This window comes from Mycobacterium timonense (assembly GCF_025821985.1).
GTDB lineage: Bacteria > Actinomycetota > Actinomycetes > Mycobacteriales > Mycobacteriaceae > Mycobacterium > Mycobacterium avium.
The window spans coordinates 70,605-82,764 of record NZ_JACKSY010000040.1; the positions used below are offsets into that span (position 1 = coordinate 70,605).

At 68.0% G+C, this 12,160-nt stretch carries 13 protein-coding genes; 6 read left to right on the forward strand and 7 right to left on the reverse strand.

The window, feature by feature from the left end; all coding sequences use genetic code 11:
• Window positions 1-14: 14 nt before the first annotated feature.
• On the reverse strand, window positions 15-407 hold the full coding sequence (locus H7I87_RS11485; protein ID WP_009976360.1) for a DoxX family protein: 393 nt from the start codon (window positions 405-407) through the stop codon (window positions 15-17).
• A gap of 206 nt (window positions 408-613) precedes the next feature.
• Here H7I87_RS11485 and H7I87_RS11490 point away from each other — a divergent pair, with 206 nt between their 5' ends.
• Window positions 614-1,789 (forward strand): thiolase family protein, encoded by a 1,176-nt coding sequence (locus H7I87_RS11490; protein WP_009976361.1) that lies wholly within the window; start codon window positions 614-616, stop codon window positions 1,787-1,789.
• A gap of 7 nt (window positions 1,790-1,796) precedes the next feature.
• Here the strand turns inward: H7I87_RS11490 and H7I87_RS11495 are convergent, their stop codons facing one another.
• Window positions 1,797-2,351 (reverse strand): hypothetical protein, encoded by a 555-nt coding sequence (locus H7I87_RS11495; protein WP_011724611.1) that lies wholly within the window; start codon window positions 2,349-2,351, stop codon window positions 1,797-1,799.
• A 162-nt stretch (window positions 2,352-2,513) separates the two neighbouring features.
• Between H7I87_RS11495 and H7I87_RS11500 the strand changes: the two genes are divergently transcribed.
• A complete protein-coding gene (locus H7I87_RS11500; RefSeq protein WP_011724612.1) occupies window positions 2,514-3,242 on the forward strand; it encodes a 3'(2'),5'-bisphosphate nucleotidase CysQ in 729 nt (242 codons plus the stop codon).
• 76 nt (window positions 3,243-3,318) lie between these two features.
• Here H7I87_RS11500 and H7I87_RS11505 read toward each other — a convergent pair whose 3' ends face one another.
• Window positions 3,319-4,224 (reverse strand): haloalkane dehalogenase, encoded by a 906-nt coding sequence (locus H7I87_RS11505; RefSeq protein WP_003872427.1) that lies wholly within the window; start codon window positions 4,222-4,224, stop codon window positions 3,319-3,321.
• Between the two features lie 113 nt (window positions 4,225-4,337).
• Here H7I87_RS11505 and H7I87_RS11510 point away from each other — a divergent pair, with 113 nt between their 5' ends.
• A complete protein-coding gene (locus H7I87_RS11510) occupies window positions 4,338-5,066 on the forward strand; it encodes a DUF2652 domain-containing protein (protein WP_003872426.1) in 729 nt (242 codons plus the stop codon).
• A 14-nt stretch (window positions 5,067-5,080) separates the two neighbouring features.
• On the opposite strand, the gene H7I87_RS11515 is transcribed toward H7I87_RS11510, so the two are convergent.
• Entirely contained in the window at window positions 5,081-6,229 is a 1,149-nt protein-coding gene (locus H7I87_RS11515) for a MalY/PatB family protein (RefSeq protein WP_263423776.1), read from the reverse strand.
• 209 nt (window positions 6,230-6,438) lie between these two features.
• On the opposite strand from H7I87_RS11515, the gene H7I87_RS11520 reads away from it, so the two are divergent.
• Window positions 6,439-7,416 (forward strand): LLM class flavin-dependent oxidoreductase, encoded by a 978-nt coding sequence (locus H7I87_RS11520; RefSeq protein WP_003872424.1) that lies wholly within the window; start codon window positions 6,439-6,441, stop codon window positions 7,414-7,416.
• A gap of 92 nt (window positions 7,417-7,508) precedes the next feature.
• Here the strand turns inward: H7I87_RS11520 and H7I87_RS11525 are convergent, their stop codons facing one another.
• Window positions 7,509-8,294, reverse strand: coding sequence for a spirocyclase AveC family protein (locus H7I87_RS11525; protein ID WP_009976367.1), 786 nt, complete (start codon window positions 8,292-8,294; stop codon window positions 7,509-7,511).
• A gap of 190 nt (window positions 8,295-8,484) precedes the next feature.
• Between H7I87_RS11525 and H7I87_RS11530 the strand changes: the two genes are divergently transcribed.
• Together H7I87_RS11530 and H7I87_RS11535 are read left to right on the forward strand one after the other, a co-directional pair.
• Window positions 8,485-9,144, forward strand: a complete 660-nt coding sequence (locus tag H7I87_RS11530) for a TetR/AcrR family transcriptional regulator (RefSeq protein ID WP_009976369.1) — start codon at window positions 8,485-8,487, stop codon at window positions 9,142-9,144.
• Between the two features lie 36 nt (window positions 9,145-9,180).
• Window positions 9,181-10,389 (forward strand): cytochrome P450, encoded by a 1,209-nt coding sequence (locus H7I87_RS11535; RefSeq protein WP_009976371.1) that lies wholly within the window; start codon window positions 9,181-9,183, stop codon window positions 10,387-10,389.
• A 124-nt stretch (window positions 10,390-10,513) separates the two neighbouring features.
• Here H7I87_RS11535 and H7I87_RS11540 read toward each other — a convergent pair whose 3' ends face one another.
• Entirely contained in the window at window positions 10,514-11,503 is a 990-nt protein-coding gene (locus H7I87_RS11540; RefSeq protein ID WP_011724618.1) for an alpha/beta fold hydrolase, read from the reverse strand.
• A gap of 44 nt (window positions 11,504-11,547) precedes the next feature.
• The gene (locus tag H7I87_RS11545; RefSeq protein WP_011724619.1) at window positions 11,548-12,066 is read right to left on the reverse strand and encodes a lipoprotein LpqH; all 519 of its coding nucleotides are present in this window, start codon (window positions 12,064-12,066) and stop codon (window positions 11,548-11,550) included.
• Window positions 12,067-12,160: the final 94 nt, after the last annotated feature.

The following is a 12,160-nucleotide window of genomic DNA, read 5'->3' on the forward strand; positions in this document are numbered from 1 at the left end:
CTTCGCGCCGAGCCTCAGCTGTTGCGCCGAATCCTGAGCGCCGTGGTGATCATCGGAATCTGCAGCGGCAGCCGGGCCAGCGCGGCGATCCGCATCGGCCACGGCTTGTCCCACCACAACCGGACCATGTTCAGGTTGCCCGGAAAGACGCCGACGAACAGGATCGCGGCGGCCAGCGCGGCGGCCCGTCGGGTGCGTCGCGGCACCAGCAGCGCCCCGACCGTCAGCTCGGCCACCCCCGAGCCGTAGGTGTAGAGCCTTGGGCTGCCGGGCAGTTCGGCGGGAATGATGGAGTCGAACGGTTTGGGCGCCAGGAAGTGCAGGGTGCCCACCCCGAGCAGCATGGCCGCGACGCGGTAGGCCGCCAGCTCGGTGGCGTCACGGGCAGCGGCTGATCTGGTTGTCATGGACCCATTGTGTCCCGCGCCCCGGGCGCTGCGGCCACCGGTAAGCCGCGATCGGCATGGGTGTCGCGACCGCGTGTACTAACCGTTTAATTGTTAGCGCGGTCACAGACCGGCCCACACCGAACTTAGGCCAATACTATTGTCTATACAGTATTTGATACGATTCGCCGCGACTGACCGCTGCCAGACCGTTCGAGGTTGAGAACATGGGTACACCCGTAATCGTCGGAGCCGTTCGAACGGCGATCGGCCGTTCCTTCAAGGGGACGCTCGTCAACACCCCGCCCGAGACGCTGATCACCGCGGTGCTTCCCGAGGTGATACGTCGCTCCGGTGTCGACCCCGCCGCGATAGACGACATCATCTTCGCCGAATCCCATTACGGCGGTGGCGATCTCGCGCGTTACGCGGCGGCAGCCACCGGCCTGGAGGACATTCCCGGCCAGTCGGTGAACCGGCACTGCGCGGGCAGCCTCACCGCGATCGGCAACGCCGCGGCCCAGATCGGATCCGGCATGGAGCGGGTGCTGATCGCCGGCGGCGTGCAGTCGTTGTCGATGACGCCGCTGGTCAACTGGCGCATCCCGGGCCCCGAGCTCAAGTTCGAGGAACGCTGGATGCCGCCGACCCACGTCGAGGCGCCGGACGCGCCCACCCGGGACATGTCCATCACCGTCGGCTGGAACACCGCCAAGACGGTCGGCATCACCCGCGAGGAAATGGACGCCTGGGCGGCCCGCTCGCACCAGCGCGCCATCGCGGCCATCGACGCCGGCAAGTTCGTCGACGAGATCCTGCCACTCAAGATCACCCAGGCGGACGGTTCGGTCACCGAGTTCGCCGTCGACGAGCATCCGCGCCGCGACACCACGGTCGAGAAGCTCGCCGGCCTGAAGGTGTTGCACCCCGAAATCGAGGGCTTCTCGATCACCGCGGGCAACAGCAGCGGCACCAACGACGCCGCCGCGGCGGTCGCGCTGGTCGACCGGGAGTACGCCGAAGCCGAAAAGCTCAATGTGATGGGCACGGTGCGGGCGTGGGCCGCCGCGGGCGTGCCGCCGCGCGACTGTGGCCTGGGCGCGGTCAAGGTGATCGGCAAGGTCCTGCAGCGGGCCGGGTTGTCGCCCGACGACGTGGCGCTGTGGGAGATCAACGAGGCGTTCGCGTCCGTGCCCATCGCGGCGTGCCGGGAATACGGTCTCGATGAGGAGAAGGTGAACTTCTCCGGCAGCGGCTGCAGCCTCGGCCACCCCATCGCGGCCTCCGGCGCACGCATGGTGACCACGTTGACCTACGAATTGGCCCGCCGCGGTGGCGGTATCGGCGTGGCGGCGATGTGCGCCGGTGGCGGCCAGGGCGGCGCGGTCGTCATCGAGGTCTAGCCGGGCCTCAGTTGCAGAACGTGTAGCCGATGAACTGGGTGCCGCGGGTATCGCCGCTCGAGTAGTTCGCGAAGTGCACCGCGGGCATCCCGTGGTACTGGGTGTTCATCTTCTGCACGTCCGGCGGCGGCACGTCCTTGGGGAAGGCCAGGATCATGTCCGCGAAGATCTTCAGGCCCGCCTGGCAGATGGCCTCCCGGCGCGGCGGCTGCGGGTTCCACGCGTGCACCACCACCGGCTCGGTCAGCTGAGATCCGGTCGCGCAGTTGGGATCGCAGAGTTTGAACACCGCCCTCCCGGTGCCGTCGGCGCCCTGCGGCCCCCAGGAACTCCACGACATGTCCTGCAGCGCAACGGCCACACTGGCGCAACCCAGCACGTTGAGTTTCTTGGGACGCTCGACCGGCAGGACCGACGGGTTGTAACAGCCCGGGATCGCGTAGCTCTCCGGCGTCGGCGGCGGTCCGGCGGCGGGCGCCGTCGCGCCGTGATCGCCCCGAGTCAGCTGCATCCCCACGGCGGTGAGCACACCGATCAGCACCGCGGCCACGATGCCGATCACGATGAGTCGCCCCCGCGAGATGTGCCGCGACCGCCTGGACAAAGGAACGTTGCCGCTCACGTCACCAGATTACGGGGCGAAAATCGGGTCTGGGGCGGTCCGCGCCGACGGGGAATCAGAGGGTAAAGTTGGTCATCGCTACCAACATATTGAGGATTTCGCATGAATGACCATGAGCTGGCCGCGCGGTTGGCCACCGAGGCCGGTCGGCTGCTGCTGGGGGTTCGGGACGAGTTCGCCGACGCTCCGGCAAGCGAGCGGAAAGCGGCGGGGGACAAGCGATCCCACGATTTTCTGATCGAGGCGCTGGCTGCCGAACGGCCCGGCGATGCGGTGCTGTCCGAGGAGGGCGCCGACGACCCGGTGCGATTGCGCTCCGAGCGGGTCTGGATCGTCGACCCGCTGGACGGCACGCGGGAGTTCTCCGAGCTCGGCCGCGACGACTGGGCGGTGCACGTCGCGCTCTGGGAGGCCGGCGAGCTGGTGGCCGGCGCGGTGGCACTGCCGGCGCAGGGCGTCACGTTCGCGACCCCCGAGGTCGCGTCACCCCCCGTCGCGCCGGGCAAGCCGCGCATCGTGGTGTCGCGCACCCGCCCGCCCGCCATCGCGTTGAACGTGCGGGACGCGTTGGACGGTGTTCTGGTGGAAATGGGTTCGGCCGGCGCCAAGGTGGCCTCGGTCGTCCAGGGGCTCTCCGACGTGTACGTGCACGCCGGCGGCCAGTTCGAATGGGACTCGGCCGCGCCGGTCGCGGTGGCGCGGGCCGCCGGTTTGCACACGTCGCGCATCGACGGGTCGGCGCTGGCCTACAACCAACCCGACCCGAAGCTGCCCGATCTGGTGGTCTGCCGTCCCGAGCTGGCCGACGCCGTCCTCGCGGTCACCCGCTGACGGTCCTCGAGAGTCGCTGGCGCGCTTGGTCTTTCGCGCTAGGACGCGGGCCTGGGCAAAGGCCGCGACTCTGCGCTCAGAGCAGCGCCTGCTGCCAGGACAGGATGCGTTCGGCCAGTTCAGGTCCGCGGTCCTCCTGGATGAAGTGACTGGCGTTGATGCGGGCGTGCGGTTGGCCCGCGGCGCCCGGAATGTGCTTGATCAGCGGACTGTCCGCGTGGCCGAGGATGGGGTCGCGGGCGCCGAAGATGGCCAGGAACGGTTTTTCCCAGCGGCCGAGGGCTTCCCACGCCTTGCGGTTGGCCGGAATCGCGGGATCGGCCGGCGAGGTGGGCACCAGTTGCGGAAATGCCCGCGCCCCGGCCTGATACGTCTTGTCGGGGAAGGGCGCGTCGTAGCCGGCACGCACCTTGGACGAAACCCGGCGGACGGTCCCGACGCTGACGATGCGGCCGGCGGGCAGCACGGGGGAGTAGCGCGCGAAGGCTCGCCACGCGTAGAAGGCGGGCGGGGTGCGTCGCTGCGCGGTGGGAAGAAAGCCGTTGGCCACCACCAGCCGTCCCACCCGGTCGGGCTGCTCGGCGGCGATGCGCAGCCCGATCAATGATCCCCAGTCCTGCACGAACAGCGTGACGTCGCTGAGGTTGAGGTGTTCGAACCAGGAGACCACCCAGTCCACGTGCCGCTGGTAGGAGTAGTCCTCGATCCGGCTGGGCTTGTCCGACCGGCCGAAGCCGATCAAGTCGGGTGCCAGCACCCGGTTTCCGGCGTCGGTCAGCGGCGTGATCATGGTGCGGTACAGGTAGCTCCAGGTGGGCTCGCCGTGCAGCAGCACGATCGGTGGCCCGTCGATCGGCCCCTCGTCCAGGTAGTGCATGCGAAGCGGCCGGGTGTCGCGCGCGGTGACGTCGAGATAATGCGCCACGAACGGGTAGTCCTCCAGGTTTTCGAATCGGGAGTCCGGGGTTCGCAGCACATGCATATTCAGCTCCTCGGCGTGAACCGGCACCTCTGCTAGCCTCTCTCGCCGACGGGCATTCGTCTAGTAGCAGATTCGTTGAGCTACACCGTTGCGGCCACTAAACTGGCCTCTTCATGGCAATTCGGCGCGCGGTGCTGCTCATCGCCGACATCGGTGGTTACACGCATTACATGCAGTGGAACCGGACGCATCTCGCGCATGCCCAGCTGACCGTCGCGGGACTGCTGGAGTCGGTGATCAACGCGGGCAAGGGCCTGAAGCTGGCCAAGCTCGAGGGCGATGCCGCGTTCTTCTGGGCGCCGGACAGCAGCGCCAAAGTGGTGGTCTGCGAGCGGCTGTCGCGGATGCGCACGTCGTTCCTGCAGCGGCGCGAGCGGATGAAGAACGACATCGCCTGCCAGTGCGCGAGCTGCGCCCAGCTGGAGCAGCTGTCGCTCAAATTCGTGGTTCACGTCGGCGAGGTGGCCGATCAGCGGGTGAAGCGGCACGTCGAACTGGCCGGATTCGACGTCATTCTGGTGCATCGAATGCTGAAAAACCTGGTGCCGGTTGCGGAATACGTGCTGATGACCGATCCGGTCGTGGACTGCCTCGACGAGCCGATGCGCGCGCTGTGCATGCCGCTGGTGCACGTGTTCGAAGGGATCGGCGAAACGCCGACGTACTACATCGACTTGGCGGAAGTGCGGGTTCCGGTCACCGAGCCGCAGCGCAGTTTGCTGCGTCGGCTCGGCGCGACCATGAGGTTCGAGTTCAACTCGCTGCCGTTCACCCTGGGCATGAAGGAGCCCGCGGAAGGGTTCCGCAACTTGGGCCGGGGCGGGGAGGAGATTCCCGCGTAGCGCGGGCGGGACAGCTAGCCGGACCGGGCGGCCAGCGCGCGGCCCATGCGCGACAGCGCCTCGGTGAGGATCGCGCGCGAGGTGGCAAAGTTCAGTCGCAGGTGTCCCGCCCCGCCGGTTCCGAACACGTGGCCGGAGCTCAGCGCCACCCGGGCGTGCTCGAGGAACCAGCGCGCGGGCCCGGACAGGTCGGCGACCACGGCCAGACCCTGTGCGGCGTCCTCGGCGAAGCCCAGCTCTCGGCAGTCCAGCCACGCGAGGTAAGTGCCTTGCGGCCATTGATATTTCACGCCCGGAAGATGTTCGGCCACCAGCTCGCCCAGCAACGCGCGGTTCTGGTCCAGGCCCTGCAGCGTGGCGTCCAGCCATCCGTCACCGCTGCGGAATGCCTCGGTGTGGGCGATGACGCCGAGATGGCTGGGCCCGTGACTGACCTCCTCCGGCATCCGGTTCAGGTCGGCCGCCGCCTCCGGTCCGGCGATGGCCAGGGCCGCCTTCAGTCCGGACAGGTTCCAGGCCTTGGACGCCGAGGTCAGCGCGAAGGCGTTCTCCGCCCCGGCCACGGTCAGGAAGGGGGTGAATCGCGATCCCGGCAAGATCACCGGCGCGTGGATCTCGTCCGATACCACGCGCACGCCGAACCGGCGGGCGAGCTCGGCAACTCCGCGCAGCTCCGCGGCGGTGTGCACCGACCCGGTCGGGTTGTGCGGATTGCACAACAGGTAGGCGACCTTCGCCGTGTTCCCGGCGCGGGCGTGTGCGAACGCTTCTTCCAACGCGCCCAAGTCAATTCGGCCGCCGTCGTCCAGTGGTGCCTCGACGACCCGGCGGCCGTCGTGCGACACGAATGCGTAGAACGGCGCGTACACCGGCGGGTTGACGACGACGGCGTCGCCCGGGTCGGTGACCAGGCGCAGCACCTCGACGGCGCCGAGCATGACGTCGGGAACCAGCGCGGTGCGGCTCACGTCGAGGTCGTGCCACTGCCAACGCCGCGCCGCGAATTCGCTCACCGCCTCGGCGAACGCGGTGCCGCAGGGGTAGCCGGTGTCGCCGTGGTCGATCGCCGTTCGCAGCGCCTGCGCCACCGTCGGCGCCAGTTTGACGTCCATCTCGGCGACCCACAGCGGCAGCACGTCGGCGGGATGGGCGCGCCATTTCATGCTGGTGCGAAGCCGCAGTTGGTCCAGCGTGAGTTCCTCGAACGGGTTAAACGTCACTCGGGCAGATTAAGGCAGTTGAGTGGGCGAACGTGGTCGCGGCCGTACCCGGGCTGCCGTGCTCGCTGGAGATCCCGACCACGCTGCCGCTTTACGCCTTCGACTGAACGTGTAACGTACGTCGCAGACATTAGGCCAGCTAGGAGTTCGCCGTGTACACACTGCGCTTCGACATGCGTGATCCCGAATGGGCCGCGCCCCCAGCCGATCTGTACGCCGCGGCGCCCGAAATGGCGGCCTGGGCCGAGGAGCACGGCGGCCTGGCCGCCGTGCTGTGTGAACACCACGGCTCCGAGGACGGCTACCTGCCGTCGCCGTTCCTGCTGGCCTCCGCGGTGGCCGCGCGGACGCAGCGGCTGGCGCTGAGCCTGATCCTGATCCTGCCGTTCTACGAACCCGTGCGGCTGGCCGAGGACATGGCCGTGCTCGACATCATCAGCAACGGGCGGGCCTCCTACATCCTGGCGCTGGGCTACCGGCCCGAGGAGTTCGAGCATTTCGGTGTGCCGATCAAGAAACGCGGACGCCTCTGCGACGAGAAACTCGCGCTGCTGCGCCGACTGCTGGCCGGTGAAACCGTCGTCGAAGACGGGCGGCGGATCACCGTGACGCCCCGCCCGCTGACTCCCGGCGGGCCGGGGCTGATGTGGGGTGGGGGCACGATCGCCGCCGCCCGTCGGGCCGGCCGGTACGGCCTGGGCATGCTGGGCAACGCGAACGCGCCGGGCATCCAGGAGGCCTACGAAGAGGCCTGCCGCGAGCACGGCCACCCGCCCGGCCCGACGATGTTCCCCGACCGCAACACGCCCTCGGTGGTGTTCGTCGCCGAGGACGTGGATCAGGCGTGGAAGGAGATCGGCGAGCACCTGCTGCACGACGTGCGGACCTACGCCGCATGGAATCCCGGGGACGAGACGACGGCGGGCTTCAGCCACGTCAACACCATCGACGAGCTGCGTGAGACGGGGACCTCGCACGTGATCATCTCGGTGCCCGAGGCGATTTCGCGGGTGAAGGCCGGGCAGGTGCTCAACCTGTCGCCGCTGTGCGGGGGACTGCCGCCGGACATCGCCTGGCCGTACCTCAAGCGCGTGGGCGAGGTCGTACTGCCCGAGGCGCTCGGCCATTAGCTATACCGCCGAGCGTCACGCCCCCTTACCGCCGAGCGTCGAGTTATGGTGGAAAATAAGCGATTTCGGCGCAACAACTCGACGCTCGCGGGCTAGCGGGGCTGGTTCGGCACTCCCGGGAACAGCTCGCCCGTCGGACCCGCGGTCACCCAACCGCCCAGCTTCGTCACCAGGTGCGGCGCGAAAACCGCGCCGTAGAGCGCATTTCCGATGACGACCACGGCGACCACGGACAGGACCGACGCACCGACCCGGCTCTTCGACCGGTGCTCGGCCCACATCTCGATGACGTTGCGTCCCTGCGCGTCAGTGCGACCCAACAGGTAGGTGAAGAGCATCATCTGGATGGCCATCGCCACCGAGTCGTAGAGCGGGTACTGGTGCACGGTGCCCTCGCGGATCGCCAGCCCCGGAATCACCCGGCCGTAATAGAAGACCCCGAGCTTGGCGCCCAGGAATCCATTGAAGAACAGCGCCCAGCAGAAGCCGACGACAAGGCCCACGACCAACAGCGTCTGGGGCCTGCGCCAGCCGAAGCGCGCGCTCAGCCAGCGCCCGAGGGCGGTGCCCGTCACCGCCGGCAGCACGAAGTAGGAGATGTAGCCGATCGGAACGAACAACGGCAGCCCGCCCCAGGTCATGTTCAGCGGCCACCACGACGGCATCCGGGGGATCGCCGGCGGGAACTGTGCGTACATCGCCCAGTCGTAGGGCGCCTCGATCCAGGAGAACGACATCGCCGAAATGCACAGCAGCAGAAGCGGATGCAGGCGGCGCCGGCGAACGCTCAGGTAGATGCCGAACGCGGTGAACCCAATGCCGCCGATCAGCGCGAAATCACTGGCCGCCTGCATCACCGGCGTCATCTGCGAGCTCATCGGTCAGCCTGGCGGCTCCGGCGGGCTTGCGGGTCGAAGCGCAGCACCAGCCCGAAGATCAACACGATCAATCCGAACAATGTGCCGAGCATGATGACAGCACCCACGGCCGCACCCCTTCCGATCCGAGCTCGACTCATTAGATAGTGCACACTATCCTAAAGTCAACCATCGACGAGAGGACAACCACGTGGCCCAGCGGCCATCCACCAGGCGCGGCGCGGCAGCGGCGCCGGCCTCGATCCGCCGGCCCCGCGGCGCGCCGCGCCAGCTGCTGCTCGACACGGCCCGGGCCCGCTTTGCCCGGCAGGACTACCGAAGCACCACGACACGCGAAATCGCCCAGGCCGCAGGGGTAACCGAGCATCTGCTGTTCCGCCACTTCGGTTCCAAGGCGGCGCTGTTCCGCGAGGCGCTGGTGCTGCCGTTCACCGATTTCGTCGACGAATTCGGCCGCACCTGGCAGGCTGTGGTCCCCGAGCAGACCGACGAGGAGGAGCTGGCCCGGCGGTTCGTCGGGCAGCTCTACGACGTGTTCGTCGAGCACCAGGGTCTGCTGTTGACGCTGATGGCGTCCGAGGCGTTGAGCGAGGAGGAGAAGGCCGACGCCGGCATCGCCGAGGTCAGGCGGGCAATCACGACGCTGGGCCGGATCAGCGCCGAGGGCATGCATCTGCGGGGCCTGCGGTCCGACCATCCCGACCTGCCGGCGCATTCGACGGTGGCGATGATCGCGGGCATGGCGGCGTTGCGGTCCACCTACTTCGGCGCCGAGCCGCCGTCCCGGGAAGTCATCGTCGACGAGCTCATCCAGGCCATCCTGCACGGCTTCCTGCACAGAAACGGCTGATCCGTTCAATTCGCCACCGCACCAGAGGAATTGGTTATGACAGGCACCAGCGCGATCGAGTTGTACTACGACCCTTTCGATTCTGACATCGACGACAACCCGTACCCAGTGTGGCAGCGCATGCGCGAAGAAGCGCCGCTGTACTACAACGAGAAGTACAACTTCTACGCGCTGAGCCGCTACGAAGACGTGGCACGCGAATTGCCGAACTGGCAGACCTACCAATCCGGGCGGGGCACCACCGCCGACATCCTGTTCTCCAATGTCGAAGTGCCGCCGGGCATTCTGCTGTTCGAGGACCCGCCGCTGCACGACCTGCACCGCCGCCTGCTGTCGCGCGTCTTCACCCCGCGGCGGATGCTGGCCGTGGAGGACCTGGTGCGCGGATTCTGTGTCCGTGAGCTGGACCCGCTGGTGGGCGCCGGCGGCTTCGATTTCATCAGGGATCTGGGGGCGATGATGCCGATGCGCACCATCGGCTATCTGCTGGGCATCCCCGAGGAAGACCAGGAGAAGATCCGGGACCGCAGCGTCGCCAACATCGAGTTGTCCCGGGACAGTGATCCCGCCGCGGTGGACGCGAACGTGTTCGCCAACTCGATCGCGCTGTTCGCCGAATACATCGAGTGGCGGGCCGATCATCCCTCCGACGATCTGATGACCGAGCTGCTCCGAGCCGAGATCGACGAACCCGACGGCACCCGGCGCCCGCTGTCGCGCACCGAGGTGCTGGCCTACACCGCGATGATCGCCGGCGCCGGCAACGAGACCACCGCGCGGCTGATCGGTTTCATGGGACAGCTGCTCTCCGACCACCCGGATCAACGACGCGAACTCGCCGCCGACCCGTCGCTGATCCCCGGGGCGGTCGAGGAGACGCTGCGCTTCGAACCGCCGTCTCCGGTGCAGGCGCGTTACGTGGCGCGGGACGCCGAGCACTACGGCCGCGTCGTCCCGGAAGGGTCGTTCATGTTGCTGCTCAACGGTTCTGCGAACCGCGACCCGCGCCGCTTCACCGATCCCGACCGCTACGACATTCACCGGCAAGGGGGAGGCCACCTCAGCTTCGGCCAGGGCCTGCATTTCTGCCTCGGTTCGGCGCTGGCCCGAATGGAGGCGCGGGTGGCTTTCGAAGAGGTGCTCAAACGCTGGCGGGACTGGGAAGTCGACTACGCCAACGCCGAGCGCGCGCGCACCGCGAGCGTGCGCGGGTGGGCGCGGCTGCCGGTCGTCACCGGTGGTTAGCCCTCGACTGTCACGCCAGCGTGACGCTCGAGGTCGACCGTCACGCCAGCGTGACGCGCGAGGTCGACTGTCACGCCAGCGTGACGCGCGAGGTCGACTGTCACGCTAGCGTGACGCGCGGCGGCTAGCTGGCGCCGCCGTCCACCAACACCGCGCCGTCGGGCCGATCTCCCAGGGTTTGCAGCGGCACGTCCTCGCCGCGGGCGGTCAGGCGCACGATCTCGGCCAATTGCGCGGGGGCGTCGCACTGCAGATAGTGGTCGGCGCCGGGGATCACCCAGTAGCGGTTGCGGCCCGGCTTCGTCTTCAGATACGTCTGCCATACGTGGTTGGGGACGCGCAGCGGCGCGACGTTGTCGTGCAGTCCCCACACCATGGTGGTGTCCACATCGCTGGTGGAAAGCGCTTCCAGCCAACGGGTTTCGTCGGCGGCGCGCTCGTTGAGATATTGAATGGTGTCAGGCAGCACCCGGATTCCGTCGTTGTGGGCGAAGCATTTCGCCAGGGCGGCGATCTCCGGGTCGTCCAGCGTCCGCCGCGGCATGAACGTGCTGGCGCCCATTCCGGCCGCCAGCAGCTCGGGTGTGGTCGCGGCCGCGGTGGCCCGCGCGGTCGAGGGATCGAGCAGCGCGCTCTGAAACGCGGTGAGGTTGGCCAGCGGAAGGTAGATGTTGGCGTTGGTCAGGATCAGGTCGACGGGTGCGGCCGGCGGGTCGAGCGCGGCCAGCATGCCCGACGCGATCATGCCGACACTGCTGCCGCGGTCGTGGGTCAGCATGCGGTAGTCGGACAGTCGCCACACCTCGGTGATGGCGTGGACGAGCAGACGGGCGTCGTCGTACAGCGAATACACGTACGGCTCGGGCGGTTTGTCGGACAGTCCGTAGCCGGGGAAGTCGATCAGGTGGATGTCGAAGTCACGGCTCAGCTCGCCGGCCAAGGCGAAGTAGTCGATGCTCGACGTCGGAAAGCCGTGCACCAACACCAATGCGGGCGCACCCGGGGTCCCGCAACGTCGGCTGAACACCCCGACTTCCCTGCCGTCGTTGGCCGCGGTGGTCGAGCGCCAACGAAGTTCGGTGCCGCCGCCTTGCCACTGCGCGAAAATGTCCAAGCAGTCAGCATCTCAGAGGCCGTCGCGGCGGACAACCACCGTTCTCACGGGCAGGTGACGTGGATCCCGAACGTCACGTCGCGCGTCCCGCTTTGGCCGGGTGTGGTCGCCTGGCCGGTGCCGGTGACCGTGTAGCTCTTGCCGTCCTTGGTTGCCTGCACCTGAGTCGGCGATTTGGTTCCCTGATACGGCAATTGATATTGGCCGTTGTCCAGCTTGAGCGAAATCGCGAAGCCATCGACGGTGGGCGGTTGTTCGTCGGAGACCGCGAGGGAGACCGACGCCGAATCGTCGTGCACGCTGATGCGGGTGGTGAGGTCTCCCGATTCCGGCGGCGACGCATTCGGTTGTGCTGCTGCGCTGGTGCAGTCGACGCCGGCGATCATGGTGTGCTTGTTCCCGTCGATCATCACGGTCGTGCTTGCCAACGCGGCGGTGGAACTCGGGGTGGCAGCCGGGTGGCCCTCCTTGCCGGAACACCCGGGCAGCCCGGCCCCCAACGCCAGCACACCGAGCGCGGTCGCGGCGCCGACGACCCGGCGCCGATCGTTCAGGTTCCTCATTGTCGGCCCTCCGCTAGACGTCATCAGGACTATAAAGCCCGATCGTTACTGCCGGGACGCCCAGCCGATCATGGCGTGCGGCGGTCGGGCGAAC